Raw genomic sequence first — 15,674 nt, 5'->3', positions numbered from 1 at the left:
CAGCGCATTATTTTATTGCAATGCGGCATAAGCAGTGATTGTCTAGGCTGAATGGTGGGTTAAGTCGCGTGTCCGAATTTTAGGAGGTGATTTTGGTCCCTCAGACCTCGATGCCGGCTTCCTCGGAGGTCGATGTCTCTGAATACCGCCACAATTCGACCGGGGCTGATCTGGAGCAGGATAGGACTGTTGATCAGCCGGGCCGTTCGAAGCGGCGCGTCAGCGTCAAGGTTCCCTACGCCGCATTGGGTCATCTGATTGCGACATTCGATGCGATCACGATCATGCTGGCGAGCGTGATTGGCACCGGCCTTTATCAAATTGCTGCGAATGGAACGCTCGACCACATCGAACCGATCGTGGGAGCTGGGCCTGTCGCGGCGCTGCTTTACGTGTTGATTGGTCATGCAACGGGGCGGTACGATCTTCGCGTGATCTTCGCGAGAAGGCGTCGGGATGCCGGGCGCATCGTCGCGCAATGGGCCCTTGTCTGCCTCCTGCTTACCGCCCTTGCGTTCTTGATGAAAAGCGGTGCGGTTTATTCGCGCGGCTCGGTTGTCTGTTTCGGGGTGCTGACCCCGCTGCTGCTGTTGGTGGGGCGACGAATCTCGCGGCGTTTCGTTCACGCGGTGGTCGCCGAGGGGCAGGTCATCGGAAGGCGAGCCGTTCTGTTGGGCATGAGCGAGGAGTTGGCCTCTCTCAGCCTAGAAGAACTGCTTGAGAAATACGGTGTAACTGAAGTAGAGCGGGTGGTGTTTCCGGCCGGCAAGGGTGGTTTTGCGATGAGCGGCGGCGAATCGGCTGCGCTGGAGCATGCCATCGAATCGGCGCGCATTCACGGAGCTGAAGAGATCGTTTTGGCGTTCCCATGGAACGATACGCGCAAGGTCGAGCTCGTCCGTGACGGTTTGAGGGTCTCGCCCCTTCCGGCCCGCCTCCTGCCGGATCGCCGTATCCGCTCGCTTGCCGGAAATCCCGCTTTCACGCTTCGGAAGGGGCTCTCGGTCGAAATTCAGCGTGGGCCTTTGTCGCGAACGGAGCAGGTGTCGAAGCGCTTGGTCGATATTATCGGGGCTTCGGTTGGGCTCGTTTTACTGGCGCCGCTCATCGTTTGCAGCGCTGTTATGATCAAGCTGGATTCTGCGGGGCCTATCTTTTTCAGGCAGCGGCGAAATGGCTTCAACGCGAAGCAGTTCCATATATTCAAGTTTCGGTCCATGAGCGTCATGGAAGACGGTGCAACCGTAGTTCAGGCCAAGCGCTTCGATCCCCGTGTGACTCGTGTTGGAAGGCTGCTTCGCCGGACCAGCATCGACGAAGTCCCGCAGTTGATTAACGTCTTGCTTGGCGACATGTCGCTGGTCGGCCCGCGACCGCATGCGCTGGCCCACGATAGTCATTATGGCCAGCTGTTGTCGGACTATGCGTTCCGGCACCACGTCAAGCCGGGTATTACGGGCTGGGCGCAGGTCAAGGGCTTTCGGGGTGAGACAGTGCAAGTTGAGCAAATGAAGGGCCGGATCGACTGCGACCTTTGGTATATCAACCATTGGAGCTTGGTTCTGGATCTTAGGATTCTGCTGATGACCTGCCTTGAAGTTACCGGTCGTAAGAACGCCTATTGAAGAATCTTAGCCGGCGCCCGGCGCGCTGTATCCGCAACGCAACATCCCTCAAGTTATTGTCGCTGCAGCGATCTCAAGAAGGTCCTACTGATTGACTCATCTTGGGAATTCGCAGATTTTTGGTTTCAGGTCATTGGGGATGTTGGTGTGTTGGGGCGGATAATCCTCCTAGTCGGGGCGCTTGCGGCTGTCTTGCTTAGCTCGGCAGGCTGCTCGATTATGCCGATGTCGGGTCCAGAGGACCACGTTATCAAGAGTGAGATCACACGGTCGGGGCCTGACTACGGTCTGGTGAAGCTCACCCCGCAAGTCGTTAACATCGTTAAAGAGTACGGCCCAGGTGCGCTTGCTGCGTCGTTCCCGGATAACCGTCCTCCGCCCAAGATCAAGTTCGGTATTGGCGACGTTGTGGCGGTCTCGATCTTCGAAGCCGCTGCGGGTGGTCTGTTTATCCCCGCCGAAGCGGGCGTGAGACCCGGCAACTTCGTCCAGCTGCCTAACCAGAATGTTGATACGGACGGGAAGATCACCGTCCCATACGCTGGCGCCATCCAGGCCGCTGGGCGCACGCCGGCCGAAATTCAGCAAGAGATCATTCGGGCGATCGGCAACCGTGCGATCGAGCCGCAGGTCGTTGTGTCTCTCGCCACGCAGAACACTTCGTTGATAACGGTGTTGGGTGAGGTCAACGCGCCTGCCCGACTCCCGGCCTTGTCCGCGGGAGAGCGCGTGCTCGATGCGATCACTCGTGCGGGCGGCCCGAAGGGGCAGGGTTACGAGACCTGGGTGACGCTTGAGCGTCGCGGCAAGCGTGCGACCGTACCGTTCGGCGCTCTCGTGTATCAGCCTGCCAACAACGTGTGGGTCCACCCGGACGACACGATCTACGTCTATCGAGAGCCGCAGGTTTTCCTCGCGTTTGGAGCGGCTGGAAGCCAAGGTCAATTCACCTTCGATATGTGGAAGATCAACCTGGCCCAGGCTGTCGCGAAGGCGGGAGGTCTTTTGGATGCGCAGGCGGAGCCGTCGGGCATCTATCTCTACCGGCGCGAGCCGCGGGAGCTGGCTGAAAGGCTCGGCGTGGATTGTTCGAAGTTCGTCGAGCCCACTGTTCCAGTGATCTACAACGTCGATTTTCGCGATCCAGCGGGCTACTTCCTCGCCAATCAGTTCCAGATGCGTGACAAGGACGTGGTCTTTGCCGCCAATGCCGCGACTGTTGATAGCGCGAAATTCATGCAGTACGTACGGGTTGTCATCGCAACTGCAAACGACGCGACTGTGGCCGCCAACAACGTTCAGATCCTGAGAATCAACTCGCGCCAGTAATGGATGCAATTCGGAAGCGAATTGCACTTTACTTGTTCGGCGGCGCCATCGCTTTGGCTCCGTTGCCATTTGGCTCGACCGACGAGATCGTCGTGGCTGCCTGGGCTGTTGTGCTGGGTGGGATATTGGTGCTTTCCATTCCCGCCTCTCCGACGCGGGCGCAGATCACATTTGTCGTACTCGGTTCGATCGTCGCGATCTTTTGGGCGGGGCTGCTCTTTGCGCAGACGACATCGTCAGATCCGCTCGCGGAGCATTTTGGGGATCGTATCTGGTCGCGGGCTTCGGACCTTCTCGATATGCCTCTCGCGCCGCGCATAGCGGTCGTCCGTGATCAACCGTTCTACTCAGCCGGGCCGCAGATCGTGGCTGTCCTGGCTCTCTCTTGCGGATTTCTGCTCGGCGAAAAACGTGCTTCGGCCAGATGGTTGTTGTCCGTTGTGGCCTGGTCGGGGGCGATCTATGCCGTCTATGCGATTGTCAGCTTCGTCGCGGATCCAACAGCCGTGTTGTGGCGCGAAAAGGTCGCGTATCGTTCGGTTCTGACCGGAACGTTCATCAATCGCAATTCGGCCGCGGTCTATTTTGGCGCGTGTGCCGTTCTTTGGCTTCTGCGTTTGTTGTACGGAATTTCCGGTCCAACCTTTCGCGTGCGGCGATATCAGCTCGTTGAGCTCCTTCAACGCGGCGGTTCGAACCTGGCCACGCTTAACTTCAGTGCGTTCATCGTGCTGTTGTCTGCCACGCTAATGACCGGTTCACGCGCTGGTTCGCTCCTGTTTACCTTGATAAGTGTCGGTATTCTGGTATGGGCCCTTTGGAGAACCGAGCGTTCGTCATGGTATCCCTTGGTCGGCGGGATGGTTCTGTTGGCGGCTGTCATGGCGGTCGTGGGGACCGGAATCGCCGGACGTGTTGCTGCCGAGGGGCTGGTTGATAGCGCACGAGCGTCCGTCTACCGATCGGTCCTGCGGCTGATTGCCGAGCACCCTTGGTGGGGGACCGGCCTGGGTACATTTCCCTCTATTTTTCCGTCCTACCGCCCGGTTGACATCTCTTCGTTCGGGATCTGGGATCGAGCGCACAGTACCCCCCTTGAGCTTGCCGCGGAGCAAGGCATTCCCTTCGCTGTACTCGTAATCACTATGGTCGGGCTGGTCTTTATCCGACTGATAAACGGAATTCTTCGCCGGCGCGAGGGGCGGATTTTCCCGCTTTCCGCAGTTGCGGTCCTCGCGCTCGCGGTGACTCACTCGCTCATCGACTTCTCCCTGCAGATCCCGGGGCTTACTATTGTCGTCCTGGGGGTGGTCGGGGTCGGCTTGGCGCAATGTGCAGACCAGGAGCCGAACGGTCGATCGCAGGGCAGCAGATCCCCCCTGAACCGGCGTGCGCAAAGCCGGCCTCGTGCCTAGGTCGGCCCGGTATTCCGCAGAGAGAGAAATTGGCTCTGGAGCAGGCTTTGCCCGGGGAATTGGCGCGCGCCGTCGCGGCCGCCTGGGCTGCGCCAATTAACTGTTACCGACATCAGGGTTTCTATTGGGTTGATTTTGCGCTAGAAACGGCACCGTACTCGGCGTTCATTGGAAGCAGGAAATGTTCTTAGGAAATCGTTCTCGGATGTTGTTTTGCGGTGTTTTGAGCGTGGCGCTTCTGATTGGAACTCACGATCGGGCAAATGCAGCATGCTATGGGCCTGATCAGCAGTTGCCTGCGGCAACTGTCGATGAATTTATGCGCAACTCTCGGCAATTAATCCAAGATCCGAAAAATACCGACGGTGGAGCGGGGCTGATATCCCAGGTTCGGGATCTGGTCGCGTCGAATCCTGCCACACTGCCGCTCGTTATTGCGCTTCTTTCGACCGCAAATTCGGCGCAGCAGCAAGCTATCGGTACCGGCCTCGGCCAAGCGGCAGGGCTGTGCATACGTCCGGATCCGACCTTCGCGGTCGATATCCAGACCCAACTCTCGGCGACGCCATCGGATGAGGCGAAAAATGCATATGCGGCGGCGACCGGCAGTCCGATCCGGAGTGTGGCCGGCGGCGGCGGTGTGTCGGGTGGCGCGTCGGGTGGCGCAACCGGTGGAAGCTTGCAGGCCGGAGGCTCATTCGGTACGGGACTGGCTCTGTTCAGTTCGAACAGCACGCTGACCTCGTCGACGAACTACTTTACAGGGGGGACGTCCTCGGCCAGTGCTAGTTCGTTCGTCGCTACCGCGACGACCAGTGTTAGCCCCTGAGGACTGACACTGGGCTATGCAGGATCGCTCGGAGGTCCTGCTGACGCGACCCAGTCGACCAACCAATACGGATTGCATGCTTCAGCGACCACAGCTATCTCAGCGCCTTGCAACTACCGGGGTGAATGCCGAGCCTATTCAAGAGATGCTCTCTTGGGCTTTGGCTATCTGTCGGCGACAGTATGTCCTGATCATATTTGTCGGTCTGATATTCTGCGGGTTTGGAGCAGTCTATCTGCTCACAACGCCGAAACGATACACCAGCACGGCAGAGCTGGTTATCGACAGTCGTAAAACTCAGCTGCTCCAACAGCAAAATCCGATGGGTAGCGACACGCCCATCGACTCGTCGATGGTCGATAGTCAAGTCGAGATCATGAAGTCGCAGAGCATCGCTCTTGCTGTCATCAAGGATCTTCGACTGAAGGACAAGCCGGAATTCGTCGGCCGTCCCGGCTTTCTTGCGCCGATCTTGAATCTATTCTCGTTCGGTAATGATAGCGACGCCCAGAGTGACTTCCGGTTGACGCAGGCCGCTCTGGGGCGCTTCCAAAGCATGCTCGCGATCAAGCGCCGGATGCTTAGTTATGTCATCGAGATCACGTACCAATCGGAGGATCCTGCGCTCGCAGCACAGGTCGCTAACGCTGTTGCGGAAGCCTATATCGTCGATTCTCTCGAGGCCAAGTACCAGGCGACAAAGCGGGCGGCGACATGGCTTCAGGACCGCCTCAACGAGCTGCGCGAACAGGCGTCCGCTGCCGACCGCGCCGTTGTGGAATTCAAGCAGAAGAACAATATCGTTGACGCGGGTGGCCGGCTGCTCAACGAGCAGCAGCTGTCTGAGGTGAACAGCTCGCTGACCGTGTCTCGTGCCACCACCGCCGAGGCCCAGGCGCGGTTTGATCGCATTCACGACATTCTCAGCAACAGTAAGGAGGATGCGCTGGTCAGCGATGTTGCTACGGTCGCTGACACATTGCGCAATGATGTTATCAACAAGCTGCGCTCCCAGTATCTTGACCTTGCTGCGCGGGAATCCAATTGGTCGCAGAAGTATGGTGCCCAGCATCTCGCGGTTGTAAACCTACAGAATCAGATGCGCGAAATTCGTCGCTCGATTCGGGATGAATTGGGACGCATCGCTGAATCGTATCGGAGTGATCTGGAGATCGCCAAGGCAAGGGAGCAGTCCGTTCGCGACAGCCTCGGAAGGACAATCAGCCAGGCGAACGAACTCAATCAAGCTCAGATCGTGTTGCGGGATCTTGAAGCCAATGCGCAAAGCGCGCGAGCCCTAGCCGACAATTTCCTGCAGCTCTATATGGTCTCGGTGCAACAGCAGTCGTTCCCGATGACCGAGGCCCGGGTTATCACGCAGGCGACGCCGGCATTGGGCAAGAGCTGGCCGAAGACTTGGATCGTGGCGGCCATTTGTATGTTCGGAGGCAGCCTCTTTGGCTTCGGGCTCGCGGCACTGCGGGATCTCTCCGATCGAGTGTTTCGTACGACCAACCAGGTTGAAAACAAGCTGGGTGTTCCTTGCATCTCCATTGTTCCCAAGGTAGGAGGCACAAGCCAATCCGAGCTCTCGAGCCCACAGTTTGGTGGAACGCTTCTAGGCTCCATCAATAAGTTGCTGTCGCGCGAAAAAGCCTCGGGACCCGAACGGAGAGCTACGGCTTCAGTCGGCCAAACGGCTCAGCCCAAATGGGAGATTACGTCTCGCGGTAGCTTGATGGACGTGATCGTCAATGAGCCGTTTTCGCGAGCCGCTGAGTCTATCCGTTCGATCCGAATGGCCGTCGAACTTAGCTCGCTCGACAGTGCCTCGCAAAAGGTTATTGGACTAACGTCGACGTTGCCTCATGAGGGGAAGACGACGATTAGCTCTGCCCTGGCTGCAATGCTGGCCAAGAGTGGCGTCAAAACGCTGCTCGTCGACGGCGACTTGCGCAATCCTTCTCTTACGAATCTGCTTGCACCTGATGCGCGAACTGGCCTTCTGGAGGTCATCCTCGGGTCGGCGTCATTGGACGACGTCATCCTGTCGGACGCTGCCACAGGTCTCGATTTCCTTCCGACGGTGGTCGAAAGCAAGCTTGCCCATACCAGCGACATCTTGCTTTCCGAGGCCATGGAGCGGTTGTTCGAGGTTTTGCGCAAGCGCTACGATCGCATCGTACTCGATCTCTCGCCTGTCGCACCCATCGTCGACGTTCGAGGCACCGGGAAGCTGGTCGACTCCTACGTTCTCGTCATCGAATGGGCTCGCACCAAGGTTGATGTCGTCGAGCGGGCCATGGCTGAGATGCCGGTATTCCAGCACAAGCTAATCGGAGTCGTACTCAACAAGGTCGATATCAAGACGATGGCGCGCTACGGAGCCGGCGAGGGTGACTACTATTACAATCGCCACTACCATCGTTATGGCTACACTTCCTAGTCTGCGGGCATATGCCTGGGCTTCACAAGATATTGGCGCCTGCCTGGTTGCTTTGCATTGGGGTGAGCAGTGTCGTTTGGGGCGCTACCTTCTTGCCGATTTTTGCCAAGCGCTATGCAGTGCAGCGTGCGGCTGCCGCAATCATTGACGGTCGTACATTCGATACCGGCTACCTTGATCGATTGCTCATCTCCTCGCTTTCTTCCCGTGAGTACTGCGAAGCATCGAAGCTCAACGCCGAAGCTATAGTCCGGCTCCGTCTCTATGAGGCTGCGGTGACCGCCGCTAACAGGGAAGGTGTGTCGACTGGACTTGTGGCGCTTCAGCAGAGTGTAACGGAGGCGCTCTCCTGTAATCCCGCGCTGTCATTTCTCTGGTTGCTTAACTACTGGATGGAAGTCAATCGGCACGGCTTTGGTCAAAGGGCGGTCGATTTTCTTCGCATGTCGTACGATACCGGGCTGTACGAAGGATGGGTCGCCGTCAAACGGAACGGCCTTGCTCTCGCTGTCCTTGATCGACTGCCGCCGGACATCGCAAGCCGCGTAAAGCAGGAGTTTGCGGCTCTTGTTCGCTCAAGTTTTTATGTTGAGGCGTATGCAAATCTGACGGGAGCTGGATGGGCGAGGCAGGACGAACTGCTTGCAGTTCTCGCCGAAGTGCCGGAGCTGAAGCGATACGAGTTTGCCAAATACGCGCGCAGCAAGGGCAGCTATCTCGAAATCCCGGGACTTGCGCCGTTCGAGCAGCGGCCCTGGAAATAGAGACGCGGGGCTCTCGGCCTGAGCGTGCATCGGCCTGACGCGCCGGCATCGCGTCGCGATGGCGCAGCAGTTGCGGCTTAGCTACCAACGCTGCTTGGATGCGTCCTTTACGGCATCAAGATCGAACGCCACAGCTAGGTTCGGGGCGGCTTTGATAAGGCGTTGCTGGACAAGCAACGATGCGGCCGACTTCATGTAGAACATGTCCAGCTCGAAGGGACGAATGCCGGATGGCCTGAGAAAGGCCCGTTGTTCGTCCAATATCGTGCTGACAACGCGTGGCTCAAGGCCGAGGCCGTCCGCGAGTTCCGCGATGTCTTCAGGTGCCTTCCGGTAGATTCGATCCCACCCCCGCCCCAACGCGAACAAGAACCTGCGCGGTGCGTCGGGGCGAGCACGCAGGGTTTCTTCTGTCGTGAAGAAGACCGTGCCCGGGAGGTGGAGGCCAAACGAAGAGGGACTCAATTGATCGAAGAGGAGCTTCGACTGATCCAGCTGATGAGATTCTCTTCCAATCTCGCCAAGCAAGACATCGATTTGCCCTACCTGCAGCGCTTGAACGGTGGCTCCATTCGGCACCAGCTTCAAACTCGACTGGGATAGATTGTTCTTCGCCAATAGCGCGTCGAATAGGATCGCGGTGGGCGTGCCGCGATCATACGCTATGGACTTGCCCCTAATGTCGGCCACAGACCGAATCATCGAGTCGCGACGGACGTATAGAACGATTGGATTGCGAATGTAGGCCGCCGCAAATGCGACAATTCTCTGCCCGTCGGCGCGCGCGCGAAGAAAGTCGAATACATTCGCAACGCCAATCGAACCGATGGGCCGGTTGTTGAGGTCTGCCAATCGATCTTTGGCGACCTCCGGTGTGAACTCGACAGTTAATCCAGCCTCGGTGAAATATCCTCGCCGTAGCGCGATGATCGCGCCAGCCTCACTCATGCCCAAAGGCTGACCTAAGCAAAACTGCAGTCGAAGCAGGGCTTCTGCATGGGCTATGTCGGATCTCAGAAAGAACCCAAAACACAGGCCAAGCCAAACCAGAGCTTTGGCCATCGTTGAAGCCCTGTTTGGCACGATATCTGCAGCCAATTGCTATGAGCCCAGTTCCCGGTACTCGTAGCGAAAATCGGTAACGCCCGCAGTGATTCCCAAAGTCCGCTGGAGGGACGACAGGCCATTCACTACCATAAGAATACAATCTGTCGACTTAAAGTAGCAGACCTGAAGCTTGATCGTTTTGGGGCAAGAGTTAACCGCGGTAACCATCTGATCGATAATTTGAGGGTTTGCGGCTTGCGTGCGGGATATCGCCGAGATCCGGATGCAGGGCGTACCTTGGGCACTCTTGTGGATCGAGATGTAATTTCCACTAGGCAGAGTGAAGGGATTGGCTGGGGGGGCGGGCATCCCTCTGGTTCCACCAACGATCGGGGCCGTGGTCGGTGTCAGGCTCGAGAGCTGCGCGTGGCTCGACAGTGTCGACGATGTCAAAAAAGCGACAATGAGAAAACGACGCGCCAAAAGCCAAGAAAGCCTTGCCAACATCGTTGGAATGTCCTTACCGCACTGTTCGGCCGGTCAAATTACGTGGTAGGTATAAGGAAATCCACTTTTAGATGCAACGGGTGATGGGTAGGTTTGTCTGAATGCCTCAGCGTGAAGCTATTGTGTTTGGTGGGGCGGGCTTCATCGGCTCGCACCTCATCCAGGCTCTTGTCGATGCGAAGCACTACACGAGGATCGTCAGCGTTGATATCGCCGAGCCGCGATTTGCGAGTCGAGGTGCCGAGTATGTGCATCTGGATGTGCGGCAGCAGGTGCCCGTCCAGCTTGCGACTCCGGGCGCAGAGATCGATATCTTCAACTTCGCGGCGGTTCACACGACGCCAGGGCATGAGGATTGGGAATATTTCGACACGAACGTGATGGGCGCGGTTCGCGTGTGCAATTTCGCACGGGAGATTGGTTGCAAGACCATCATTTTTACCAGTTCAATCTCGATTTATGGACCGAACGAGAATGCCATCGACGAGAATTTCGAACCGGATCCCGTCAGCGCCTATGGGCGGTCAAAGCTCGCCGCTGAAGAAATACAGAAGCTCTGGCAAAGCGAAGACACCAGCAGGCGGCTCACTATCGTGCGGCCCGCAGTCATCTATGGTCTGTCTGAGAAGGGCAACTTCACGCGACTGTCGCGGCTGCTGTCGCGGGGGATCTTCGTCTACCCGGGGCGAACCGACACGATCAAATCATGTGGGTACGTCAAGGACCTCATTCTATCCATGCTTTATATGGCCGGCCGAAACGACGGAACGCTCATCTATAATTTCTGTCACAAGGAACGCTACTCGATCAGTGATATCTGCAAGGCGTTCTCCGAAGCGGCAGGGTATGGCATTCCAAGATTGAATTGCCCTGTTTGGCTCATGAACGCCGCGGCGCTCCCGTTCGAGATGCTGCAGATCATTGGTCTTCGGACCGGCATCAACCGCGAACGGTTAAAGAAGCTTCGATTTTCCACCAATGTCGTTCCTCGGCAATTGATCGAGCGCAATTTTGAATACAGGTTCGATCTCGTATCGTCGCTGCGCGACTGGAAGCAGAGTTCTTCAGCGAAGGATTTTGACTGAGGCCAGTCATGCAGTCTCGTGTCTCAGATCAAATGCTGGAGCTTCAGCGGGACCGCGAGAGGCATCGTCTTGACGCGGCAGTCGCGACGTCCAATCGCTCCGTTCCGGAGTTTCTTTTTCGCTCTTCGATTTCCATCCTCGTCTCGACGATTTTCATCTTCCCGCAGTTCGGGCTCAATTTCGGATCGTATTCACTCAATTTCAGTCTCATCGCGATCTACTTGGTTCTCGTCCTGGGCCTTTCTTTCGGCTTGTTCAGGCCCAGTTTTCCGAGGGTTCTGCTTTACAGTTCCGTCGTTTTTTTCGGAGTGGTCAGCTTGCGTGCCAATGGTGGACCGTCGGCGCCATCATTCTTCCTATTGGCTGTGATCTATTTTCCGCTTGCGTTCGTCGCCACACCGCAAACAAACGAGAATTGGCGACCGTTTGCCATTGAGAAGTTCTGCGATTATGCGACGTTCGTCGCCGTGGTCGGTTGCGTACAATTCGTTGCTCAGATCGCGATCCATGGCGATTGGCTCTTCGCATCGTACAAGTTGATTCCGGATCCGATCAAGGCGAGTGGCGTTTACAACACGGTTATCGAAGCAGCCGGAGGGCTCAAGAAGTCCAACGGCTTCTTCCTGCGTGAGCCGTCCTTCATGTCGATGCTGTGCGCTATCGCCCTGTTGCTGGAGTACTTTCACTACAAGCGGCCGATGCGCCTCGCGATGCTCGCGGGCGGGATGCTGGTCTCGTTGTCGGGGACGGGCATCATCATCCTGCTGTTCGGTCTGTTTTTCCCGGTTCGCGCGAACTCGCTCGTTCGCGCGGTTGGCTTGGGCACGGCCTTTACGGTTGTGTATCTTGTCCTCAGCGAAGTGCTTGATCTGTCCATCTTTACGAATCGCGTGGCTGAATTCCAAACGCCGGGGACCAGCGCTTATGCGCGCTTCGTTGCGCCCTATATCTTGTTGGTTCGGGATTTTGACTATCCTCCCTGGGCAGGGATGATCGGCCATGGCCCCGGTTCGATCACCGCCGTGGCGCTCACATTTGCCTCACCCGGGGGGAGCCATGATCCTACGTGGGCGAAGAGCACCTACGAATATGGCGTACTGGGCGCACTTTCGATTCTCCTGCTGGTCGTTTGGTCGCTGTGGAGCAGCTGGGTTTCCGCGGAATTCAAGGTAGCGTTGCTTTACGCTTGGATTGGCTCCGGGGGGCAGCTTCTTTCTCCGGATTTCATGGCGGTGTTGTTCGTCGTCGTAGCGCTTTGGCCCCATCTTCATTTGCAGGCCGCGCACCAGGACGAGCCGGAACCTGTCCAACATCCGTTCCAGTCCACGGCTTCTTCTTGAGATCACTTCCCATGTCAAACGATGCCATTCTCGTTACCGGCGGCGATTCAAACTTCTTTCCCTTTGTGCAGACGGCGCTTCGCAGCTTTGAGGCTTCTTGCTTGGGAGCAAAGATAGCAATCGGGATCATTGATCACGGGTTTACACCAAAGCAAGCGGCCTGGTTCAGAACTCAGGGCTATGCGGTGGTGGTTCCGCAATGGTCCATGCGCATTCCTGTCGAGCTGCGTTCGGAGAAGCTGCTGGGGCTCGTGGCGCGCACCGCGCTTCGGGACTACTTTCCAGGGTATCAGATCTATCTATGGTTTGACGGGGATGCCTGGGCGCAGACGAGCGATTTCCTTGAAGTTTACCTTGAAGGCGCGCGCTCGCGCGGCGTTGCTGTCGCTGCCGAGAACGGGGCTGGATATCGCGCGACGTTTTCTGAAAAGAAGTGGTGGGTTGGAAATATGGTCGCTGCGTATGGTCCCATCACCGGTCTGCGACTTGGTTTGGCGACCTCAGTCAACATCGGGATCGTTGCGTTAAGCGCGGCGTCACCACAGTGGGACAACTGGATACTACGCTATCAAGACGCTATCGACCGAACGAGCAAGCTGAATCTTGATCAGCATGCTTTTCAGGCCGCGTTACGGCTCGATAGTCGGGAGGTTGCTCTGGTGTCGGCTCGATTTAACTGGATTTGTACCCTGAGCACGCCTGTGTGGGATCCTGCGCGAAGGATGCTGTGCGATCCGGCGGCGCCACATGAGCCGATTTCCATCATTCATCTGGCCGGTCCTAACAAGCTCAGGGATTATGAGATACCAGTTCTCCGGGAATCTGGCCGCTCGGTCCGAGCCCCACTTACACCCAAAGGGCTGGAGAAGCTCTAAAGCGGGGATGGGGTTAAGTTAAATCGAGTTGGGATTCCCAAATCGGCTTGTTTCTGATTCACCGTGCTGGCTGGGCAGGGGGTAGCATGGGATAGGCAAACTTTGCTCTCTTGATCTTCGCAAGCGTGTCGAGGAGACCGGCAGCGTTGAGGCTGCCGAGATGGGCGGCCACAAGAAGGCAATTTCGGGCGAGCATGCAATCTGGTCTTCCGTGAAGAACTCTGGTTTCAGGCCGGAACGGTCTGAACCGCGGCAGTGAGGGCAGAGAGGATTTGGCGCAGCAACGGGCTGAGCCAGCGGATGAGGCGGCGGAAGTTGTAGCCGGCGGCGGCAAGGACGGCGTTGGCGGCGTCGCCGTGGCGGAACCAGAGATAATTGCGGCCCATGCGGTGCTCAGCCTTGAGATGGCCGATGACGGGTTCGACGGCGGCCCTGCGGCGCGGTTCGCGCTTCATCTTGGGCGTCACGCCTCGCTTCTGGCCGGAGATGAAGACCCTGAGCGTGTGATCGGACGGCGCGTTGTGGCCGCGGCATCCCTTGTCGGCGAGGATGCGTGCGATGGTGTTGCCGATCAGCGCCTCCATGTCCGGGATCACGGTGGCCAGCGTGTGACCGTCATAGGGATTGCCGGGCAGCGCCTTCACATGGGTGACGAACTGGCCATCCTGGGCGCGGCTGACCGTGGCGGCAACGGAGACTTTGACGCCAAACTCGTAGGGCCGGTGGGCCTTGCCTTTGCCGATGCATTCGACCTCCGGCGCGTGCAGGGAATAGACCTTGGGCCCGCGTTGACGCTGCTGCTGCTCGCGCGCGCGCCGCGCCAGCGGCAGCAGCTTTGCAAACGCCGCCTCGAGCTCGCTGTTGCCCTCGATCTTGCGGCCAATGTCGCGGATCACGCGGCCGAGATAGGTCCGCAGCGTCTTGAGCTTCCGGTTGGCGCGCTTGAACTGCTTGGGCATAGCGCTGATGCTGGATCAGGGCGAGCTTGCCTACCCGCGCATAGGACTGGCGCAAAGCCAGCCCGTGAAGCTTCGCCAGCCGCACCAGTTTCTCGCGCGCCCGGTTGAGCTGCTGCCGGTTTGATGGACACCAAGATTAGGTGTTTCATGAAGCCGGAGGTGAGAGATGCAGAGACGGAAGTTCAGTCGCGAGTTCAAGATTGAGGCGGTCAAGCTGGTCAGGGAACGCGGGGTGTCGGTGGCGCAAGCCGGCCGCGACCTGGGCGTCCATGAGAACGTGCTGCGCAAATGGGTGAAGGAGTTCGGCTCCGACCCTGTGCAGGCTTTCCCCGGCCACGGGCAGATGAAGCCTGAGCAATTGGAAATCGAGCGGCTGCGGCGCGAGGTCGCCAAGCTGAAGGCGGAGCGGGACATCCTAAAAAACTGTCCAGCGTTGTGGCGCGCCTGCGCGGGGTAGAAACAGCCTTGTGCTATCTTCTTGGCTGGGAGGGTAGCGGCCGTCAGCTTATTGGAGGCAGAATCCCCGTTAAAAAACGTGGTCCATGGGTGCATGCGGACTTGGGAGTGGTGACGCTGCTCCGGCGGCGATCCCGATTAGGAAGATGACGATTGGCATAACCCAGACCCTCCTGCCCATCATTAAATGGAGGACCTACTTATGCCCAAGAGGACGACTGGTGACCGCCCGGAGCTGAAGCCGGTCAATGTCGGCGCGGCCGCCACCGACATCGGATCAAAGATGCACATGGCTGCGGTGAACCCAGCCTGCACTGATATGCCGGTGCGCACGTTCGGCACATTCACAGAAGACCTGCATCATCTGGCAGACTGGTTCAAGGCCTGCGGCGTGACGAGTGTCGCGATGGAATCCACCGGGATCTATTGGATCCCGGTTTACGAGATTCTGGAGCAGCGCGGGTTTGAGGTCATTCTGGTCAACGCTCGCTACGCAAAGAACGTGCCCGGGCGCAAAAGCGATGTCAGCGATGCCGCATGGTTGCGCCAGCTTCATTCCTATGGCCTGTTACGCGGCAGCTTCCGACCTGATGCCGAGATTGCAACCCTGCGCGCCTATTTGCGCCAGCGGGAGCGGTTGGTGGAATATGCCGCTGCCCATATCCAGCATATGCAGAAGGCCCTGATGGAGATGAACCTGCAGCTCCATCACGTGGTCTCGGATATCACGGGTGCGACTGGCATGCGGATCATCCGAGCTATTGTTGCGGGCGAACGCAATCCCGACGTGTTGGCGACCTACCGGGATGCACGCTGCCATTCTTCCATAGAGACGATCCGCGCCGCACTGGTGGGCAACAACCGACATGAACATGTCTTCGCCCTGACCCAATCGCTGGAACTCTACGACGTCTACCAGGTGCGTATTCCAGGGATGGTGATCAGGTGTTCCAGGCGATGGTGATCACGGATTCCACTGATCGTGATCAGGTTCGGA

The 15,674-nt window shown here is 57.9% G+C and carries 10 protein-coding genes and 3 pseudogenes; 11 read left to right on the top strand and 2 right to left on the bottom strand.

Translation table 11 applies throughout. The features are described from left to right. The first annotated feature begins 92 nt into the window (after positions 1-92). From AC1RQP_RS23990 to AC1RQP_RS23965, 6 genes are all read left to right on the top strand, one after another. Positions 93-1,625 carry an undecaprenyl-phosphate glucose phosphotransferase gene (locus AC1RQP_RS23990; protein WP_492938757.1) on the top strand — a complete coding sequence of 511 codons (1,533 nt, stop codon included), beginning with the start codon at positions 93-95 and terminating at the stop codon, positions 1,623-1,625. A gap of 291 nt (positions 1,626-1,916) precedes the next feature. Then, entirely contained in the window at positions 1,917-2,954 is a 1,038-nt protein-coding gene (locus AC1RQP_RS23985; protein ID WP_492938756.1) for a polysaccharide biosynthesis/export family protein, read from the top strand. Then, the gene (locus AC1RQP_RS23980; protein WP_492938755.1) at positions 2,954-4,369 is read left to right on the top strand and encodes an O-antigen ligase family protein; all 1,416 of its coding nucleotides are present in this window, start codon (positions 2,954-2,956) and stop codon (positions 4,367-4,369) included. The genes AC1RQP_RS23985 and AC1RQP_RS23980 overlap by 1 nt, the downstream gene beginning before the upstream one ends. A 181-nt stretch (positions 4,370-4,550) precedes the next feature. Beyond that, positions 4,551-5,198 (top strand): hypothetical protein, encoded by a 648-nt coding sequence (locus tag AC1RQP_RS23975; protein ID WP_492938754.1) that lies wholly within the window; start codon positions 4,551-4,553, stop codon positions 5,196-5,198. 76 nt (positions 5,199-5,274) lie between these two features. Further along, a complete protein-coding gene (locus tag AC1RQP_RS23970; RefSeq protein ID WP_492938753.1) occupies positions 5,275-7,644 on the top strand; it encodes a polysaccharide biosynthesis tyrosine autokinase in 2,370 nt (789 codons plus the stop codon). Positions 7,645-7,736: 92 nt separating this feature from the next. Next, positions 7,737-8,408, top strand: a complete 672-nt coding sequence (locus AC1RQP_RS23965) for a hypothetical protein (RefSeq protein WP_492938752.1) — start codon at positions 7,737-7,739, stop codon at positions 8,406-8,408. A gap of 81 nt (positions 8,409-8,489) precedes the next feature. Here AC1RQP_RS23965 and AC1RQP_RS23960 read toward each other — a convergent pair whose 3' ends face one another. Further along, entirely contained in the window at positions 8,490-9,470 is a 981-nt protein-coding gene (locus tag AC1RQP_RS23960) for an ABC transporter substrate-binding protein (protein ID WP_492938751.1), read from the bottom strand. 593 nt (positions 9,471-10,063) lie between these two features. Here AC1RQP_RS23960 and AC1RQP_RS23955 point away from each other — a divergent pair. From AC1RQP_RS23955 to AC1RQP_RS23945, 3 genes are read left to right on the top strand one after another with little or no spacing between them, the layout of a single operon-like run. Then, entirely contained in the window at positions 10,064-11,047 is a 984-nt protein-coding gene (locus AC1RQP_RS23955; protein WP_492938750.1) for an NAD-dependent epimerase/dehydratase family protein, read from the top strand. 8 nt (positions 11,048-11,055) lie between these two features. After that, positions 11,056-12,387: a hypothetical protein gene (locus tag AC1RQP_RS23950; protein ID WP_492938749.1), complete on the top strand. Its 1,332-nt coding sequence runs from the start codon at positions 11,056-11,058 to the stop codon at positions 12,385-12,387. 11 nt (positions 12,388-12,398) lie between these two features. Beyond that, entirely contained in the window at positions 12,399-13,262 is an 864-nt protein-coding gene (locus AC1RQP_RS23945) for a hypothetical protein (protein WP_492938748.1), read from the top strand. A 227-nt stretch (positions 13,263-13,489) separates the two neighbouring features. Here the strand turns inward: AC1RQP_RS23945 and AC1RQP_RS23940 are convergent. Continuing rightward, positions 13,490-14,348, bottom strand: a pseudogene (locus tag AC1RQP_RS23940) (IS5 family transposase); the annotation flags it as partial. Between the two features lie 39 nt (positions 14,349-14,387). Between AC1RQP_RS23940 and AC1RQP_RS23935 the strand changes: the two are divergent. Then, positions 14,388-14,663, top strand: a pseudogene (locus AC1RQP_RS23935) (transposase); the annotation flags it as partial. Positions 14,664-14,879: 216 nt separating this feature from the next. Continuing rightward, positions 14,880-15,635, top strand: a pseudogene (locus tag AC1RQP_RS23930) (IS110 family RNA-guided transposase); the annotation flags it as partial. Positions 15,636-15,674: the final 39 nt, after the last annotated feature.

This window comes from Bradyrhizobium sp. GW821-FHT13H06, assembly GCF_058803975.1.
Note: the sequence above shows the minus strand (reverse complement) of the source record. Positions and strands in the feature narration are given on the sequence as shown.

Coding starts and splice junctions, on each gene's coding strand:
- AC1RQP_RS23980 (WP_492938755.1), top strand. CDS start 2,954: ATGGATGCAATTCGGAAGCGAATTGCACTTTACTTGTTCGGCGGCGCC.
- AC1RQP_RS23975 (WP_492938754.1), top strand. CDS start 4,551: ATGTTCTTAGGAAATCGTTCTCGGATGTTGTTTTGCGGTGTTTTGAGC.
- AC1RQP_RS23970 (WP_492938753.1), top strand. CDS start 5,275: ATGCTTCAGCGACCACAGCTATCTCAGCGCCTTGCAACTACCGGGGTG.
- AC1RQP_RS23960 (WP_492938751.1), bottom strand. CDS start 9,470: ATGGCCAAAGCTCTGGTTTGGCTTGGCCTGTGTTTTGGGTTCTTTCTG.
- AC1RQP_RS23955 (WP_492938750.1), top strand. CDS start 10,064: ATGCCTCAGCGTGAAGCTATTGTGTTTGGTGGGGCGGGCTTCATCGGC.
- AC1RQP_RS23950 (WP_492938749.1), top strand. CDS start 11,056: ATGCAGTCTCGTGTCTCAGATCAAATGCTGGAGCTTCAGCGGGACCGC.
- AC1RQP_RS23945 (WP_492938748.1), top strand. CDS start 12,399: ATGTCAAACGATGCCATTCTCGTTACCGGCGGCGATTCAAACTTCTTT.